This window comes from Bacillus sp. Marseille-Q1617 (assembly GCF_903645295.1).
Taxonomy (GTDB): Bacteria; Bacillota; Bacilli; order Bacillales; family Bacillaceae_B; genus Rossellomorea.
Genome location: NZ_CAHJXM010000001.1, coordinates 1,192,450 through 1,209,242 on the forward strand (window position 1 = coordinate 1,192,450; position 16,793 = coordinate 1,209,242).

Genomic DNA, 16,793 nt, shown 5'->3' on the forward strand with positions numbered 1-16,793 from the left:
TTATCGTTATTAAACCCTTAATAACCAATATAGCATATAAAGTGTGTATTTTCAGATAATTATGGTTGGCACAATACTTGCAAGAGTAATAATGAAAAGAAAATAATTAAAATGGGGGATTGGTTATGGATAAAGAACAAAAAGCGTGGAAAGTGCCGCATACATTTATCATTGTCTTTTTTGTCGTTCTGGCGGCTGCGATTCTGACCTATGTAGTACCGAAAGGCCAATTTGAAACGGAAGAATTAACCTACATGAAAGACGGGGAGGAACAAACCAAAACAGTCTTAAATCCTGATTCATTCCGTTACCTGAAGGATGATGAAGGTAATTTGATCAGGGAAGGGACAAGTTTATTTGAGCCGGGAGGCGGAATTGGATTTTTAAATTATGTTTTTGAAGGACTCGTATCTGGTGATAAGTGGGGATCGGCTGTCGGTGTAGTGGCTTTTATTTTGATCATTGGCGGCGCGTTCGGAATAATTATGAAGACAAGAGCAATAGAAGAGGGAATTCTGAAAGTGATTGAACGGACAAAAGGGAAAGAGTCCCTGATCATTCCCATCATGTTCTTTCTTTTTTCATTGGGTGGCGCCGTTTTTGGAATGGGAGAAGAGGCCATCGCGTTCGCCATGATTCTGGTACCGATTATGATTGCGATTGGCTATGATGCCCATTACAGGAATCATGATCACGTACGTCGCTACTCAAATCGGTTTTGCAACATCCTGGATGAATCCTTTTGGGGTAGCGATTGCACAAGGGGTATCCGGCGTTCCGGTACTTTCCGGGGCAGGTTTCCGGATCGTGATGTGGGCTGTGTTCACATTAGTGGGTATTATATATACATGGAAGTATGCAAAGTATATCAAGAAAGACCCAAAGAGAAGTCTATCCTATTCTTCGGATGAATATTTCCGTAACGAAGGCAAAGTGAAGAATTTAAATACAACATTCACGTTAGGACATTCCCTTGTCATCCTCACTGTTGCTGCAGGGATCGCATGGATTATCTGGGGAGTAGTGGAACACGCATACTATATTCCTGAAATCGCAACACAATTCTTTACGATCGGTATCGCAGCAGGGATCATCGGTGTTCTATTTAAACTGAACAGCATGTCGTGGGATGACGTGGCCAATGGATTTATTGACGGTGCAAAAGATTTACTGCCAGCAGCATTAGTTGTAGGCATGGCGAAAGGGATTGTGATTATCCTTGGAGGGGATGCCCCGGATGCACCTTCTGTTTTGAATACCATTCTTTTCGGTGCAGGACAGGTTGTCGGTGATTTTCCTCAGGCAATATCCGCCTGGTGTATGTATTTATTCCAATCAGTCTTTAATTTCTTTGTTGTTTCAGGATCTGGGCAAGCTGCTTTGACGATGCCACTGATGGCCCCCCTCGCAGATATAGCGGGTGTTTCCCGACAGGTTGCTGTGCTTGCGTTCCAATTAGGAGATGGATTGACCAATATAATCGTTCCTACCTCTGCCGCCTTAATGGGGACTCTCGGAGCCGCCCGTGTGGATTGGGGTGTATGGGTTAAATTCATTATTAAATTCATGCTGATCCTATTCATCCTGTCATCGGTCTTTGTTGTTACAGCATCTTTAATTAATTTCTGATGAAATATTGCTGGCCCTTCATTTTGATGATTCTGAATAATGTTGGGCCATGCAAGATCTATTTGAAAAATCCAGAATGCAGCCATCGTTTAACTTCATTGGTTGTGAAAGGGGCAAACATCATGCTGACATTGATTCAAAACGGAGAAGTATACGCTCCAGACTACTTAGGGAAAAGAGATATTTTAATAGTAAATGATACAATTGGTTATATAGAAAAGAAAATAGACATTCCAAAAAATTTCGTTGACATAGAGGTTATTGATGCGGACGGCAAATTTGTGGTACCAGGATTTATCGATTCTCATGTACATATCATAGGGGGCGGGGGTGAAGGAAGTTTCAAGACCCGAACACCTGAAATACAATTAAGCCAATCGACTCTTTCCGGCATCACGACATTGGTGGGTGTAATCGGCACGGACGGCACCACGAGAACGATGCCAAGCCTGATTGCCAAGGCAAGGGCCCTGGAAGAGGAAGGGATCACTTGTTATGTCCAGACCGGCTCTTATCAGGTGCCTCTTAAGACTCTTACTGGAAAAATCGAAGATGACATCATATTGGTTGACCGCATCATTGGCGTGGGAGAAGTGGCCATCGCTGATCATAGGTCTTCTCAGCCAACAGTCAATGAACTTGCAAAGATCGCCTCCGCTGCACGTATAGGAGGGATGCTTTCCGGGAAGTCAGGCATCGTAAATATCCATGTAGGTGACAGCCGGGATCATTTAAAACTGATTGAAGAAGTGATTGAAACTACAGACATACCAAGAAAACAGTTCTACCCGACCCATATCAATCGTAACTCCCATTTATTTGAGGCAGGAATTGAATATGCTCTAAAAGGAGGATACGTCGACTTTACTACAAGCACGATCCCTCAGTTTTTGGAGGATGGGGAAGTAAAATGCAGCAGGGGATTAAAACGTATGCTGGACGCAGGGGTACCGATTGATCAAATTACCTTTACATCGGATGGACAGGCCAGTTTGCCACTATTTGATGAACAAGGTGAACTCGCCGGACTTCAAATCGGGAAGGTCTCTAGTTTATATAAGGAGGTAAGGGAGTCAATTGTGAAAGAAGAGATCCCTCTCGAAGCAGCTATTAGGGTGATTACCTCCAACCCTGCAAAGATATTGAAATTAACGCAAAAAGGACATATTCAGGCTGGGAAGGATGCAGATTTGGTCCTTCTGGACAAGAATTCCTATAATGTAGATACGGTATTGGCAAAAGGTAAAGTCATGGTAGCGAAAGGAGAAGCAATCGTAAAAGGCACGTTTGAATCATAGCTTATGGTTGTATCTATGAAAAGAATGGCATAATCGTATGTCATTCTTTTTTTTATGGTTTCATTAGTCATTCAAATGATAAAATGGATGATATTGGTTAAAGGAGAGATGGGGATGAGTGGAAGGGTTATTTTTGTGGAAGGAATACCGGGGGCTGGAAAAACATCTACAGTCCAAATGATATCAGGAGTTTTAAAAGATAAGGGTCTCCCTGTAAAAGCATACATAGAAGGGGACCCGGATCAGCCTGCGGATTATGAGGGAGTCGCTTTGCTGTCTAAAGAGGAGTTGTCTTCTATTAAAAAAAGTAATAGTGAGTCAGCGAAAGGTTTACAGTTTTATTGTGAGCGAACCGAGTATGGAGTGTTGGTTCATTATGCAAAAATGGCAGAAAGCAACCGATTCCCAGAGGATATCATTAATGAAATTTCCCGGTATGATATCTACAACAAGGAACCTGAAATGTATACCGCCCTCATTAAAAGTAAATGGGAACAGTTCAGTGGAATACTTGCCGGAACAGATGCTGTTTACATATTGGATTGCTGTCTTCTGCAAAATCCCACTACGTTTCTGAGTGCCAGGAATGATTTGCAGGAAGATTTTATTGAAGGGTTCGTGAGGGATCTCCTTGATGAGGTGAAGAAGTTTCGGCCTCTGGTTATTTACTTAGAGCCGAATGATATCAGAAAAGCATTGAAACATGTCATGTCTGAACGATCAGGGCAGTGGTTCAATTTTGTGAGGGATTACTACACGACACAAGCATACGGGAAGAATCACGACCTGAAAAATGACTTTAACGGGGTTATAAGTTACCTGACGCATCGTGTAAAGCTAGAAAAGTCTATTTTGACAAAAGCTAACGTGGATTGGATTCATATTGAACGTGATCAAACATCATGGGAGACAGTGAATCATACGATCGAGAATGAACTTTTCCGTCGTTTATAAGGGAGTATGAAGGGCCATCAGACTTCAGGCGGAGGAAAGAACCACCAATAGACGCTCATCGCTTAATGGGAGATGAGGTAGAATTAACATATATTAGAAATGGTGGAGATGATTCCTATGAAAAAAATGATCGAAATCTTCAAGAATCCAATTTTTTTGAAGTTGTTCCTGGCTAATTTGACGTCTCATATGGGAAGCGTAATCGGCCTTACTGCTTTTATGTTTTACCTTTTGGACCGCTTTTCAGACCAGCCGATGTATGCATCTATTACAGAAATGATGTATTCCCTGCCGACTCTTGTAGTATTTTTCCTGGTGGGGGTGCTTGCAGATAGAATGGACCGGCAGAAAATTGCCTATCACTGTGATACGATTAGTGCGGTATTAACAGTGATCTTATTAGGAGCAGTCTATATCGGCTGGCTTCCTTTAATATTTGCTGTCCTGTTTTTGCGCAGCGGAGTTCAGAAGTTCTTTTTTCCTGCTGAACAAGCCATTCTGCAAGGAGTACTTTCAAAGGATGATTATTCAACTGCAGCAGGGTTGAATCAGATGGTCATGAGCCTGTTCATGCTGCTTGGGAATGCCATTGCGATTTTTGTATATTGGAACGCAGGGATATATGGGGCTCTCCTGGTGGATTTCGTTACGTTTTTCGTAAGTGCCGTTTTGATCAAGAAATGTGTCATCCCAGAAGAAGTGCGTCAGCCGAATGGAAAGCACACTTGGAAAGACTTAAATGTTTCGTCTGTCATGAAGGACTTCAAGTCGGGGCTCTCCTATATTCTTAATCATAAACTGCTTCTTTCTTTAATCAGCGGATTTGTCGTTTTTGGGATTGTAAACGGCGGTTTCTCCGTTATTCCGATATTCATACTGAAATACAAATTAGCTCCAGATTCGTATGAAGAGTATTCGATTATCCTGGGGATTGCTTTCGGTTCGGGAGTCTTGATCGGAAGCGTTGTTTCCTCGATGCTAACCCAGAAATTTAAATTTAATCAATTGATCGTCGCAGGCCTCGTTATTTCAGGAACGTTCATCATTGCCGCTTCATTTGCGCCGTCCACATGGGTCTTCATGATGATTGTGTTCATCGCTGCATTGGGGCTTCCGCTTGTAAACATTGCAATCGGGGGCTGGCTGCCGAGTATCATCGATCCAAAGATGATGGGGAGAGTGCAGGGATGGATCAATCCATTGATGATGCTTTCCCAATCGATCACCCTCGGAATCATCGCTGCCACCTTCCCTGCAGTGGTATCTGTCGAAATGCTTTATTGGCTCGTCGGAAGCTGTTTACTAGTGGTCGGGGCATTTTATTCAGTGATTTTGCCTAAGTTAATGAAAGAAGAGGAAATCAAGCCTGCAGTTGTAAATGGTTAGGTTGTGGAAAGATAATCTCTATGAGGGATCATAGAGATTATTTTAATTCAATAAAAAGAATAAAATAAATTTGAACGTTTTTTCATATCATTCGTATTATCAATGTACGCACTGGCGCATAGAAGGGAAAAATGCGATGGAAGAGAGAGAACTAATCAAACGGGCAAAAAAAGGGGACCACGAAGCCTTTGCTTTCTTGTTTAAGCAACATTATCCTTTTTTAGTGAAATATTTAATAAAAGTGACAATGAATAAAGATCAGGCTGAAGAGCTGGCGCAGGATACGATGGCAAAAATAGTAGAAAAAATCCACCTTTTCAATGGGAAATCCAAGTTTTCTTCCTGGCTGATCACGATCGCAACCAATCGCTATATCGATATCCAAAGGAAAAAGGGAAAAGAGAAGAACTGGCAGAAAGAAGAAGCCAATTACCGCAGCCTTAAATGGAGTATGGAGTCAAGAAATGAAGAGTGGAATGATGCGCTGGCTGCGTTATCGACTTTGGAGGATGGGGTGAGAATACCGATTATCCTTAAGCATTATTACGGTTATTCCTATGAAGAAATATCAGAGATGATTGGACTGCCCGCCGGAACCGTTAAGTCAAGGACTCATCACGGCATTCTTCGGTTAAGAAAGGAGTTGAAACTGGATGAACAGCAAACATCAAGCAAATAAAGAACATGAACTGGAACAGATTCTTAAAGCAGGAATGGAGCCCTTAGAGAATGAAGTTGAGGATGCTGTTCCTAGCCAGGAATGGTTTGAGCAATTCGTTCTTCAGCAGCAAAAAGAGATGAAAGCGGAATTGAAACGTGACCTAATCCTGTTTATGATCATTGCAAGCTGTCTGCTGATTATCTTTTCCATCTCACTTGTGAAATTACCAGCACTGTTCCTAATACTGCAAGGTGTTGTGTTTATTGGGGCAGCCATTTTCAGCAGTCTGACGTTTTTCAAGCAGGTGAAGAAGATATGACGAAGGAAGAAATATATCTCCTATTGCTTATCCTCCCCGTCCTCGTTGCTCAGAGCATCTACTTATTTCTTGATGCCAGGAAGAATGGACATCATTATTGGTTTTGGGGACTATGGGGATTGATCCAAACGCCTATGCCGCTGATTTTTTATTTCATCTTCGCAAAGAAAATCTGGAAGAAGTTCAAGAAAAGGGAGAGAATGGAATGATCATTGTAACGACTGATTTTGTACCAGGGAAGGAAGTCAAGGAATTAAAAGGATTTGTGCGAGGCAGCACGGTCCAAGCCAAGCATATTGGTAAGGATATCATTGCCGGTTTAAAAACGATTCTGGGAGGAGAAATAAGCGAATATAGTGAATTGATGGATGAAGCAAGGAATCAGGCCATTGAAAGAATGATGGAAGAGGCGGCCGGGAAAGGTGCCAACGCAGTGATCGCCGTCCGGCTGGAAACGTCTGCAGTCATGCAGAATGCCTCTGAAATAATTGCCTATGGTACAGCCGTTATAGTGGAATAATCAATTTACTCGAAACATATAGTGAATTGGGTGCACCTGAACCGGAATAAAGACATAGTGTATAAAGAAAATTACCAATTAAAATAAAATTGACACAATTCAAAACCTATAGTATGGTTATTAATGGAATAAATATCAATGAAGAAATGGAGGGTTTGTGATGATCAACGTATATACAGTTCAAGGCAGAGGAAGAGCAGCTTCTACTAATTTCATATCATCACATAACCAGTAACTCCTTATTCACAATTCAAGCGGATAACAGGCACAGGTTATGATGGATAACCTGTGCTTTTTTATGTCCATTTATGGGCGTTAACAAGGCACCGGCAGGGCTTCTGATGCAAATCATCCCTGCCCTTAGAGCCTTATTAACGCCTTTTTTTTTGAATTAATATGTAAATGTAATTTGTTAATTTCGGCTGATTCCAGCGGTTGATTGGAGTGCAAGACGCAGACTCCTGCGGGAAAAGCGTGTTAGGTGAGACCCCGCAGGAGCGCAGCGACGAGGAGGCTCACCAACCGCCCGCGGAAAGCGAAGTCTTGCACGGAAATCAATAGCGGCATTAAACAGACTATTTCGGTGTTCGCAGGTACAGTACCTGTTCACATAATATAAAACCATTTAGGAGGAAAAAAGATGCTGAAAGTACAGAAGAAAAAGATGTTGACATTGGTGGAGACAGAAGGCGGATAGTGAACGAATGGAAGATTAAGGGGGTAGAACGATGTTTAGTATTTTCAAGAAATTATCATGGTTTTTCAAAGAAAATTGGAAGAGATATACGGTTGCGATCATCCTCTTGACGATTGTGGGGATTCTTGATGTGATCCCGCCTAAGCTCGTCGGGAATGCAATCGATGACATTCATCTCGGATCGATATCCTGGGATGTATTAAGTAAGTATATTTGGTTATTAGCAGGCATCACGCTCATTTCATACGCGATGACCTACGTATGGATGTATCAATTATTCGGAGGTGCGTTCCTGGTTGAACGAAAGCTCCGGTCTAACTTCATGGGTCATTTATTAAAAATGACACCGACGTTCTTTGAAAAAAATCGTACGGGAGACTTGATGGCAAGGGCAACGAATGATTTGAAGGCGATTTCTGTCACTGCCGGATTCGGTGTGCTGACGCTGATCGATTCAAGTGTCTTCATGCTCACGATCTTGTTTACGATGGGATTTTTGATCAGCTGGAAATTAACGATAGCTGCCATCCTGCCTCTGCCGATCATGGCGTTATTGATGAAGGTGTATGGGGCAAGAATCCATAAACGCTTCACAGAAGCACAGGATTCATTTGGTGATCTTAACGACAAAGTGCTTGAATCCATTGCAGGGGTCCGGGTAATCAGAGCGTATGTCCAGGAAAGAGCGGATGAGGGCCGGTTTTCTGACATGACGGAAGATGTATACAAAAAGAATATAGAAGTAGCAAAAATTGACTCACTGTTTGATCCAACCATAAAAGTACTCGTCGGTCTCAGCTATTTGATCGGACTTGGTTATGGTGCGTATCTCGTGTTCCATCAGTCCATCACCCTGGGGCAGCTCGTATCGTTCAATGTCTATCTAGGGATGTTGATCTGGCCGATGTTTGCGATTGGCGAACTGATCAACATCATGCAGCGGGGGAATGCTTCGCTTGATCGTGTACAGGAAACCCTGGATTATGTTCAGGATGTAAAAGATCCGGATCGTCCTCAATCTGTCGGTACGCCGGAGAATGTAGCATTCGATGATGTTCATTTCCAATACCCATCCTCCCAGGTGAAGAATCTGACCAACCTCAAAGTGAAAATTGGCCAGGGGGATACACTTGGAGTGGTCGGGAAGACAGGAAGCGGAAAGACGACATTCGTTAAACAGCTTCTCCGTGAATATCCTGCTGGCTCTGGTTCCCTGACGATTGCAGGAGTTCCGATAAAGAATCTCACTCTTGATCAGGTCAGAAGCTGGATCGGCTACGTTCCCCAGGATCATGTATTGTTCTCGAGGACTGTGAAAGAAAATATTTTGTTCGGGCGGCATGATGCAGATGAAGTGGCCCTGGAAAAGGCGATTGAGCTTGCTGATTTCAAGAAAGACTTAGAAATGCTGCCGAACGGTTTATCTACGCTGGTGGGAGAAAAAGGAGTTGCACTCTCAGGTGGCCAAAAACAGCGTATCTCCATTGCGCGGGCACTTATCAAAAATCCTGAAATTCTTATTCTGGATGACTCCCTTTCAGCTGTCGATGCTAAAACAGAAGCAAAAATCATTGAAAATATTCGAAATGAACGTGAAGGAAAAACAACGATCATCACGACTCATCGTCTATCGGCTGTACAGCACGCTGATTGGATTATCGTTCTGGAGGATGGGAAAGTGGTGGAAGAAGGGGTCCACGAGACACTTCTTGACAATGACGGCTGGTATAAAGAACAATTCGACCGTCAGCAAGTTGAAGATTCCTCACATGAGGAGGTGGGCGTATGAAAGTCGGAAGAAGACTAGTAGATTATGCACTTTTATATAAAAAAATCATTATAGCTGCACTGTTGATGCTGACTGTTTCAGTGGCGGCAGAGCTTGCCGGCCCTTTCATCGCCAAAAAAATGATCGATGATCATATTCTGGGGATAGAAGCAGCATGGTATGAAACAGAAAAAGGAAAAGATGCCGTTTCCTATAAAGGAGAATGGTATAAAAGAGAGCAGTATTTTAATGGAAATGAACAAAAAGGGGATGAAGTAAGAATCCTTCAAGTCGGAAGAGAATTTTACTTTATCCCTGCTGCCGTTTCGTTCGATGGTGAACGTAAAGTCCAAGATGGCACCATGATCATTACAAAAGGTAAAGACTCTGAAGGCTACCCGGCACAAAAATTAAGCGGGGATGAACTGTTAGATTTTTATAGTCCTGAAATTCCAAAGATTATTAAACTGATTGCCTTTTATTTTGGGCTTCTGGTAGTTGCGTCCTTTTTTCAGTACGGTCAGCGGTTTTATCTCCAGAAAGCTGCCAACAGGGTCATCCAGAAAATGCGTAACGATATTTTTCAGCATATACAGAAGCTTCCGATTCGATATTTTGATAATCTGCCGGCAGGAAAGGTCGTAGCCCGGATTACAAACGACACCGAAGCGATCCGGGATTTATATGTTACCGTTTTGTCTACGTTTTTTACAAGCACGATCTATATTCTTGGAATCTATATCGCGTTGTTCATACTCGATGTAAAGCTTGCGGCAATCTGTTTGATTCTGATTCCAATCCTTGTCATCTGGACGTATTTGTACAGGATCTATGCGTCTAAATACAATCATATCATTCGTTCGAAAGTAAGTGACATCAACGCGATGATCAATGAGTCGATCCAAGGGATGAATATCATCCAGGCCTTCAGCAGGGAAAAACAAACAAGCAGCGAATTCGAAGAACTGAACGGCACCCATTATAAATACCAAAATAAGCTTTTGAGCTTGAACTCCATGACCTCACATAATCTTGTAGGGGTATTGAGGAATATCACGTTTGTGGCATTCATCTGGTATTTCGGTGGAGGTGCGATCGGGGTCGGATCTGTCGTGACTCTGGGTGTTCTCTATGCTTTCGTTGACTATATCAACCGATTATTCCAGCCGGTTACCGGAATCGTCAATCAGCTTGCCAACCTGGAACAGGCACTTGTGGCAGGCGAACGCGTATTCAAACTTCTTGATGAGGACGGAACGAAGGTAGCCGATGATAAAATGGCCCGATACAAAGGGAACGTCAGCTTTGAGCACGTGTTTTTTGGCTACAAAGAAAATGAATATGTGCTGAAGGACATAACGTTTGAAGCGAATCAAGGAGAAACCGTTGCTCTTGTCGGGCACACGGGATCAGGGAAAAGTTCCATCATGAATCTATTATTCCGTTTCTATGATACAAACGAAGGAAAAATCAAGATTGACGGACAGGACATCAAAGATATTCCATATCAAACAATCCGAGAGCATATGGGGATCGTCCTGCAAGATCCGTATTTGTTTACCGGTACGATCGCATCCAATGTCAGCCTTGATGATCCAAGGATATCTAGGCAGACAGTGGAGGATGCCCTGAAGGCTGTCGGGGCAGAAAAAGTATTCAAAAATCTTGAAAAAGGCTATGACGAACCGGTTATTGAAAAGGGCAGCACCCTTTCATCCGGTCAGCGTCAGCTGATTTCCTTTGCCCGGGCGCTTGCCTTTAACCCGGCAATCTTAATTTTGGACGAAGCAACTTCGAGCATCGATACAGAAACTGAAGCCGTGATCCAAGAAGCGATGGAAGTATTGAAGAAGGGCAGAACGACTTTTATCATCGCTCATCGTCTATCAACTATTAAGAATGCAGATCAGATCCTTGTGCTTGATCGGGGAGAAATCGTTGAAAAAGGTAATCATGACGAACTCATGAGAGCAGGAGGGCGTTATTATCAAATGTATCAGCTTCAGCAGGGATCATCATCAGATCTTGCAGGCTGATCAGAGGGAGTGCAGCTTGCTCAAGCGGCAAGTTTTAAATAGAAAGAGAGCCAAAACATTTTCAAGGTTTTTGGCTCTCTTTTTTGTTTTGTGGTGAAAACCATTGCATTGGAGTGCCTGCGGCCTGGGGAATTCGTTTGGCTGGCCAGGGAGGTTTGTTCAGCGTGTATGGATGCAAGTTGTGCCAGGAGAAATAATGGCATATGGTGCCTGGCACAACGAGGTTAGTAAATTACCAACGTTTTTTGAGTGTTTATCAACAATAATTTGTAGTTATCAGCGAAAAATTCTAGGATACCAACAATTTTTTAGCACTTACCGACAATTCGACAATAATAGTTAAATTTCGCCGGAACCAAATCCAAACCCAACATCCCATTTGAACCCTAATAGCTGATCCCGACCCTCTTTCGGATAAACTGAGGATTCACCAATTCTTGATAAATAAAATCACCAGTATCATAAATGGAGATACTCTTGCCATCTTCAGGGAGGGTGTCCCCCTCAATACGGTATTCGCCAATTCGTTCCCCGTCAGGAAGATACGTCGGACAAACGACCGTCCATTGGAGTCCGGAAGCCTGAAGCATCATGAAGGCCCTGAGATGATCCTCTGCAGCGGTCGAGCTCCTCCTCTTCGATTCATTGGATTGGAATCGGTATAGGTGGGGTTTCGTCCTCGAATTCAATATCCCGGCAGTACCGCATGTGATGATGCGGGTGATGCCGTTTTGCCTCATCGCTTTTAAGATGATGGGCATGCTCCTCGACAACACATCTTCCTTATCTGTATTCAGACAGCTGACGACGGCATCGCAGCCTGAAATGGTGTTGAATACATCTTCTTCATTGAGCACATCGCCTGTCACTGCATGTTCTTCAAGGCTTTTCTTCTCAACATGCTTTCTGGTGAGACGGTGAATCGTATGATGATGTCTTGCCTTTTCATAAACAACAGCCCCGACCCTGCCTGTACTGCCGAAGAGAGCAATTTTCATGGATATCCCTCCTAAAAAAAATCCTTTGTTGTGATCCGAATTTCTACTCATTCAATAGGTTAGATTAAAAGTATACCAAAGGAGTGTGCATCTGCGAAAAATTAATCTTGAAATTAAGATTTTCTCATTGACTTTTTACAGTTATCGTTTTATGATGACATTCGTAGTTAATAATTCCGATAAGATTAGTGGGGGTTTTGATAATGAAAAAATGGAAATTTATAGCTGTTCTGATGCTGGTCCTTTCAATGGTGCTCTCAGCATGCGGACAATCAAAAGATAATGAAGGATCAAGCGGGGATTCAGAACAGTCCCTTTACGATAAAGTGAAAGAAGAAGGGAAGCTGTTAGTGGGTACAGAAGGAACATATCCTCCTTTTACTTTTCATGATGAGTCAGGCAAGCTTACTGGTTTTGACGTGGAAATCGCACGTGAAGTGGCTAAACGTCTTGGTGTAGAGGCTGAGTTCAAGGAAACACAATGGGATGCGATGTTCGAAGGGTTGAATTCCAACCGCTTCGATATGATCGCCAACCAGGTGGGGATCCGTGAGGACAGACAGAAGAAGTATGACTTTTCGAAGCCTTATATCGAATCAAGTGCTGTGGTTGTCGTCTCTAAAGATAACAACGATGTGAAATCATTCGAAGATATCAAAGGGCTTACTTCTGCTCAATCTCTGACGAGCAATTACAGGGATATCGCAGAAGAGAATGGAGCTGTCATCCAGGGAGTCGACGGGCTCGCCCAATCGATCCAGCTGCTTGAACAGGGCCGTGTGGATGTGACAGTCAATGATAAAATTTCAATTCTTGATTATATGAATAAACAAAAGAATGCCAATATCAAAATCGCTGCCGAAGCTGAAGATGCGGGACAAAGCGGCTTGATGTTCCGTAAGGGTAATGACAAATTGGTGGAAGAAGTCAATAAAGCGTTAGAGGACATGATGGAAGACGGTACGTACGAAGAGATCTCCAACAAGTGGTTTGGCGAGAATGTATCTCCTAAGTAGTATTTTTCAGAATCCTGAAGAAATGTTCGATATTTTACAAAGCTCCCTGCTTCCGATGATCAAGGGAGCTTTGTATTATTCTATCCCTCTAACGCTCATATCGTTTACTTTAGGATTGATCATTGCTGTTTTCACTGCTTTGGCCAGACTTTCAAGATTTTCAGTTTTAAGGGGCATTGCAAGGGTCTATGTGTCCGCGATCAGGGGAACGCCGCTGCTGGTGCAGCTGTTCATCATTTTCTTTGGACTCGGTTCCCTCGGCATCGAATTCCTTAAGCTGGAACCATTTCCTGCAGCCGTCATTGCGTTTTCATTGAACATGGGGGCATACTCTTCTGAAATTGTGAGGGCTGCCATCCAGTCCATTCCGAAGGGGCAGTGGGAAGCAGGATATTCCATCGGCATGAGCTATTCACAGACGCTGAAAAGAATCATCCTGCCGCAGGCGACAAGAGTGTCCATCCCTCCTTTGTCCAATTCATTTATCAGCTTGGTAAAAGATACGTCGCTTGCTTCACTGATTTTCGTGACGGAAATGTTCAGGAAAGCTCAGGAAATTGCGGCAACCAACTATGAATTCCTCCTCATGTACATGGAAGCTGCACTATTATACTGGATTATCTGTTTTATCTTATCCATCATACAAGGACGGATCGAAGCCAGGCTAGACCGTTATATCGCTAAATAAAAGGAGGGTAATGATGATTTCGATAAAAGGACTGAAGAAACGATTTGATGACCTGGAAGTGTTGAAAGGCATGGATGTGGAAGTCAAGAAAGGGGAAGTGATCGTGCTGATCGGTCCATCCGGATCCGGGAAAACGACATTTCTCAGATGCTTGAACGCACTCGAGACACCTAATGAAGGCAGTGTATCAATCGGCGGAATGACGGTTGATTTTTCTGAAAAAGTATCAACTGCCGAGCTTTTGAAATTCAGAAGAAGGACCGGCATGGTCTTTCAGACTTATAACCTCTTCCCGCATATGACGGCTCTTGAAAATGTCATGGAAGGACCGGTCGTCGTACAGGGCAAGAAAAAAGCCGAAGTCCGGGAAAATGCTATCCGCCTTCTTGAAAAAGTGGGACTCGGCGACAAAATCGATTATTATCCGTTCCAGCTATCCGGAGGACAGCAGCAGAGGGTCGGCATAGCAAGGGCCCTCGCAATCGAACCGCAGGTGATGCTGTTTGATGAACCGACATCCGCACTCGATCCCGAGCTGGTTGGAGAAGTACTCAAAGTCATGAAGGATCTTGCAGAAGAAGGGATGACGATGGTCGTCGTCACCCACGAAATGAGATTCGCAAAAGAAGCCGCAGATAAGGTGATCTTCATGGACGGCGGTTACATCTTGGAAGAAGGAACTCCTCGGGAAGTATTCGAGAACCCTAAGCACGACCGCACACGTCAATTTTTAAACTTGATAAGATGAAAGGAAAAGATGAATGGGCACTCACCATTCATCTTTTTTTGTGTAAAACAGGTGAAAAAGCAGGGATTTCTCCACTATGGAAAGAAAAGGTAATATAGCAGAAATGGGGGATTCAATGAAGATATTCAGAAGATTACTACTTATCTTTTCAGGATTGGTTTTTATCAGTTCACTGCCAAATCTGTTCTTTAATGCAGATTTTCAATATGTCTATTTGAATGGAGAAAGCGGCTCATTTGGTTTATATCCATACGCATATCTCAGTGCAATTTATGATGTTTTTCTTTATTTGGCAAGGCCGGATCAATGGTCAATTGTTGTCATGGGAAAGGAATATGCCCTTATTGATGTTCTTTTTGAAAGGGTTGCGTATTCGATGAAAGTTTTCTTTATTTCACTCTTGCTGGCTGTCATCATCGCTTTTCTTGTGAGCATGATGATTTCACTCGCATCCGGAACCATTAAACGCTTTCTGCTATCTGTTGTAAATGTGATAGAGTCGCTGCCGGATATCTTTATCATCATCGGCGTGCAGCTGCTCGTTGTTATGTACTTCAGGGAGACGGGTGTGTTGATCGGGGATATCGCCATGACTGGTGAAGAAATCTATTTACTTCCTGTCACTTGTTTGACTGTGGTTCCTGCCGTTTTTTTAGTCAAGACGATCGTATTGCTTTTGAAAGAAGAGGAAAAGAAGGCTTATGTTGAACTTGCCCGGGGTAAAGGGCTGAGTTCTGTTCATATTTTGGTGGTCCACAGTTTCAGGAATGTGCTGTACAGTTTATTTTATCAAATGAAACTGGTCTTTTCCTTTATGCTTTCGAACCTCTTCATACTTGAACAATTATTTAATATGCGCGGTGTGATGGGACTTTTGATGTGGTCGACGGGATACACCTTCGTCATTATCAGTACACTGATTTTTCTGCCGTTCTTCCTTCTCTTTACTTTGATCGAGCAGCGCATGAAAAAAAGCATCGGCATGAAGGAGGACGGGACGTATGCTTAAGCAGCTGTTGAAAAAGCCGAAGTTCTTGACTGGGTTCATCTTTCTCACTGTACTTTTACTGGTTAGTTTCCTTTATGAACCATTTTTCGAAAAAGGAGTTGAAAGCATCAGCTTCCTGCACCTGGATGGGGGGATGGCGGGTCCCCCTTTCACTCCCGCAGAGCTGCCCCCATTGGGATCAGACAGGCTGGGAATCCCTCTCTGGACTTATATCATCCAAGGGGCAAAATTCACTATTCTGCTCGGCCTGCTCATCAGTTTTTTACAGCTGGTTCTTTCCCTGTTTTTTTCTATTGCTTTTACGGGATTGTCTAAAAGATTCTTGACTGTATTTGAAGAAGCAGTGGAATCCATGATTTATGTTCCAATGGCCGTCATCGCTTTTATGCTTCTCTTTCCGCTCCGTTTTGTGGTGGATGCGGAAGTTGAACCAATAAAATTTCTCAGCATTCAAATCTTCCTGCTGACTCTGATAGGGATGCCGCAGATCGTTGTAGTGCTTTCCAAAGAGATCCAAAAGACGATGCAGGAAGAATATATATTGAGCGCCAGGACCCTGGGGGCGCGGGGATGGTACCTATACCGCCGTCATGTTCTTAAGAATCTGCTGCCCCGCCTCTTTCTGTTATTCTTCCAGCGCAATGTGAGCGTGCTGATTTTGTTTGCTCATCTTGGGATTTTAGGGGTAATGCTGGGGGGACAGGTGGAAAAGGAAATAATGGTAGGAGAATCCCGAATCTTTTCCCTTTCCAATGAGTGGGCCGGGAACATAGGTAATTCACGGATCGAGATGATGACGGGCCCATGGATCATTTTTTCCCCGCTTGCTGCTCTTTCCCTTACTGTCCTTGCTTTTAATATGATGGCTTCGTCCCTTCAAGCATTGATAATGGGAGAAACGGCAGTAATAAGACGAAAGGATGTAAGAGATGAAAAGGCAAATCCTCATTCTTCGGGTGGAACAACCGAGGAGGGGAAGTTCACCCTTGAAAAGCACCGAACCTACCCCGGCTGACATTTTGATACAAAACCTGTCCGAAAGTGGTTAGTACAGGTCAAATAGTGG

Annotated in this window: 16 protein-coding genes and 1 pseudogene; 16 read left to right on the plus strand and 1 reads right to left on the minus strand. The window is 43.2% G+C overall.

What is annotated here, in order from left to right:
• Positions 1–125: 125 nt before the first annotated feature.
• The 11 genes and pseudogenes from HWX64_RS21870 to HWX64_RS06040 form a co-directional block, all read left to right on the plus strand.
• Positions 126–614: pseudogene (locus HWX64_RS21870) on the plus strand (hypothetical protein); the annotation flags it as partial.
• A 73-nt stretch (positions 615–687) separates the two neighbouring features.
• Complete coding sequence (gene yfcC / locus HWX64_RS21875) at positions 688–1,629, plus strand: putative basic amino acid antiporter YfcC (protein ID WP_254871116.1); 942 nt, start codon at positions 688–690, stop codon at positions 1,627–1,629.
• Positions 1,630–1,751: 122 nt separating this feature from the next.
• Positions 1,752–2,927 carry a beta-aspartyl-peptidase gene (iadA, locus tag HWX64_RS06000; RefSeq protein WP_175988151.1) on the plus strand — a complete coding sequence of 392 codons (1,176 nt, stop codon included), beginning with the start codon at positions 1,752–1,754 and terminating at the stop codon, positions 2,925–2,927.
• A gap of 114 nt (positions 2,928–3,041) precedes the next feature.
• Positions 3,042–3,881: a hypothetical protein gene (locus tag HWX64_RS06005; protein ID WP_175988153.1), complete on the plus strand. Its 840-nt coding sequence runs from the start codon at positions 3,042–3,044 to the stop codon at positions 3,879–3,881.
• 117 nt (positions 3,882–3,998) lie between these two features.
• Positions 3,999–5,267 (plus strand): MFS transporter, encoded by a 1,269-nt coding sequence (locus HWX64_RS06010; protein WP_175988156.1) that lies wholly within the window; start codon positions 3,999–4,001, stop codon positions 5,265–5,267.
• A gap of 136 nt (positions 5,268–5,403) precedes the next feature.
• Positions 5,404–5,946 (plus strand): RNA polymerase sigma factor SigY, encoded by a 543-nt coding sequence (gene sigY / locus HWX64_RS06015; protein ID WP_175988158.1) that lies wholly within the window; start codon positions 5,404–5,406, stop codon positions 5,944–5,946.
• Complete coding sequence (locus HWX64_RS06020) at positions 5,921–6,247, plus strand: YxlC family protein (RefSeq protein ID WP_175988160.1); 327 nt, start codon at positions 5,921–5,923, stop codon at positions 6,245–6,247. The genes sigY and HWX64_RS06020 overlap by 26 nt, the downstream gene beginning before the upstream one ends.
• On the plus strand, positions 6,244–6,456 hold the full coding sequence (locus tag HWX64_RS06025; RefSeq protein WP_175988162.1) for a sigmaY antisigma factor component: 213 nt from the start codon (positions 6,244–6,246) through the stop codon (positions 6,454–6,456). The genes HWX64_RS06020 and HWX64_RS06025 overlap by 4 nt, the downstream gene beginning before the upstream one ends.
• Positions 6,453–6,767: a YbjQ family protein gene (locus HWX64_RS06030; protein ID WP_175988164.1), complete on the plus strand. Its 315-nt coding sequence runs from the start codon at positions 6,453–6,455 to the stop codon at positions 6,765–6,767. The genes HWX64_RS06025 and HWX64_RS06030 overlap by 4 nt, the downstream gene beginning before the upstream one ends.
• A 728-nt stretch (positions 6,768–7,495) precedes the next feature.
• On the plus strand, positions 7,496–9,253 hold the full coding sequence (locus tag HWX64_RS06035) for an ABC transporter ATP-binding protein (RefSeq protein ID WP_175988166.1): 1,758 nt from the start codon (positions 7,496–7,498) through the stop codon (positions 9,251–9,253).
• Positions 9,250–11,268 carry an ABC transporter ATP-binding protein gene (locus HWX64_RS06040; RefSeq protein ID WP_175988168.1) on the plus strand — a complete coding sequence of 673 codons (2,019 nt, stop codon included), beginning with the start codon at positions 9,250–9,252 and terminating at the stop codon, positions 11,266–11,268. The genes HWX64_RS06035 and HWX64_RS06040 overlap by 4 nt, the downstream gene beginning before the upstream one ends.
• A 386-nt stretch (positions 11,269–11,654) precedes the next feature.
• Here the strand turns inward: HWX64_RS06040 and HWX64_RS06045 are convergent, their stop codons facing one another.
• A complete protein-coding gene (locus tag HWX64_RS06045) occupies positions 11,655–12,266 on the minus strand; it encodes an NAD(P)-dependent oxidoreductase (protein ID WP_175988170.1) in 612 nt (203 codons plus the stop codon).
• A gap of 203 nt (positions 12,267–12,469) precedes the next feature.
• Here HWX64_RS06045 and HWX64_RS06050 point away from each other — a divergent pair, with 203 nt between their 5' ends.
• The 5 genes from HWX64_RS06050 (at position 12,470) to HWX64_RS06070 (ending at position 16,742) form a co-directional block, all read left to right on the plus strand.
• Complete coding sequence (locus tag HWX64_RS06050) at positions 12,470–13,282, plus strand: amino acid ABC transporter substrate-binding protein (RefSeq protein ID WP_175988172.1); 813 nt, start codon at positions 12,470–12,472, stop codon at positions 13,280–13,282.
• Positions 13,266–13,970, plus strand: a complete 705-nt coding sequence (locus tag HWX64_RS06055) for an amino acid ABC transporter permease (protein WP_175988174.1) — start codon at positions 13,266–13,268, stop codon at positions 13,968–13,970. Before HWX64_RS06050 ends, HWX64_RS06055 begins: the two co-directional genes overlap by 17 nt.
• Before the next feature lie 13 nt (positions 13,971–13,983).
• Entirely contained in the window at positions 13,984–14,718 is a 735-nt protein-coding gene (locus HWX64_RS06060) for an amino acid ABC transporter ATP-binding protein (protein ID WP_175989661.1), read from the plus strand.
• A 76-nt stretch (positions 14,719–14,794) separates the two neighbouring features.
• Entirely contained in the window at positions 14,795–15,727 is a 933-nt protein-coding gene (locus HWX64_RS06065) for an ABC transporter permease subunit (protein WP_175988176.1), read from the plus strand.
• The gene (locus HWX64_RS06070) at positions 15,720–16,742 is read left to right on the plus strand and encodes an ABC transporter permease subunit (RefSeq protein WP_058298164.1); all 1,023 of its coding nucleotides are present in this window, start codon (positions 15,720–15,722) and stop codon (positions 16,740–16,742) included. Before HWX64_RS06065 ends, HWX64_RS06070 begins: the two co-directional genes overlap by 8 nt.
• The last annotated feature ends 51 nt before the right edge of the window (positions 16,743–16,793 follow it).

Coding starts and splice junctions, on each gene's coding strand:
- yfcC (WP_254871116.1), top strand. CDS start 688: ATGATCACGTACGTCGCTACTCAAATCGGTTTTGCAACATCCTGGATG.
- iadA (WP_175988151.1), top strand. CDS start 1,752: ATGCTGACATTGATTCAAAACGGAGAAGTATACGCTCCAGACTACTTA.
- HWX64_RS06005 (WP_175988153.1), top strand. CDS start 3,042: ATGAGTGGAAGGGTTATTTTTGTGGAAGGAATACCGGGGGCTGGAAAA.
- HWX64_RS06010 (WP_175988156.1), top strand. CDS start 3,999: ATGAAAAAAATGATCGAAATCTTCAAGAATCCAATTTTTTTGAAGTTG.
- sigY (WP_175988158.1), top strand. CDS start 5,404: ATGGAAGAGAGAGAACTAATCAAACGGGCAAAAAAAGGGGACCACGAA.
- HWX64_RS06020 (WP_175988160.1), top strand. CDS start 5,921: ATGAACAGCAAACATCAAGCAAATAAAGAACATGAACTGGAACAGATT.
- HWX64_RS06025 (WP_175988162.1), top strand. CDS start 6,244: ATGACGAAGGAAGAAATATATCTCCTATTGCTTATCCTCCCCGTCCTC.
- HWX64_RS06030 (WP_175988164.1), top strand. CDS start 6,453: ATGATCATTGTAACGACTGATTTTGTACCAGGGAAGGAAGTCAAGGAA.
- HWX64_RS06035 (WP_175988166.1), top strand. CDS start 7,496: ATGTTTAGTATTTTCAAGAAATTATCATGGTTTTTCAAAGAAAATTGG.
- HWX64_RS06040 (WP_175988168.1), top strand. CDS start 9,250: ATGAAAGTCGGAAGAAGACTAGTAGATTATGCACTTTTATATAAAAAA.
- HWX64_RS06045 (WP_175988170.1), bottom strand. CDS start 12,266: ATGAAAATTGCTCTCTTCGGCAGTACAGGCAGGGTCGGGGCTGTTGTT.
- HWX64_RS06050 (WP_175988172.1), top strand. CDS start 12,470: ATGAAAAAATGGAAATTTATAGCTGTTCTGATGCTGGTCCTTTCAATG.
- HWX64_RS06055 (WP_175988174.1), top strand. CDS start 13,266: ATGTATCTCCTAAGTAGTATTTTTCAGAATCCTGAAGAAATGTTCGAT.
- HWX64_RS06060 (WP_175989661.1), top strand. CDS start 13,984: ATGATTTCGATAAAAGGACTGAAGAAACGATTTGATGACCTGGAAGTG.
- HWX64_RS06065 (WP_175988176.1), top strand. CDS start 14,795: ATGGAAAGAAAAGGTAATATAGCAGAAATGGGGGATTCAATGAAGATA.
- HWX64_RS06070 (WP_058298164.1), top strand. CDS start 15,720: ATGCTTAAGCAGCTGTTGAAAAAGCCGAAGTTCTTGACTGGGTTCATC.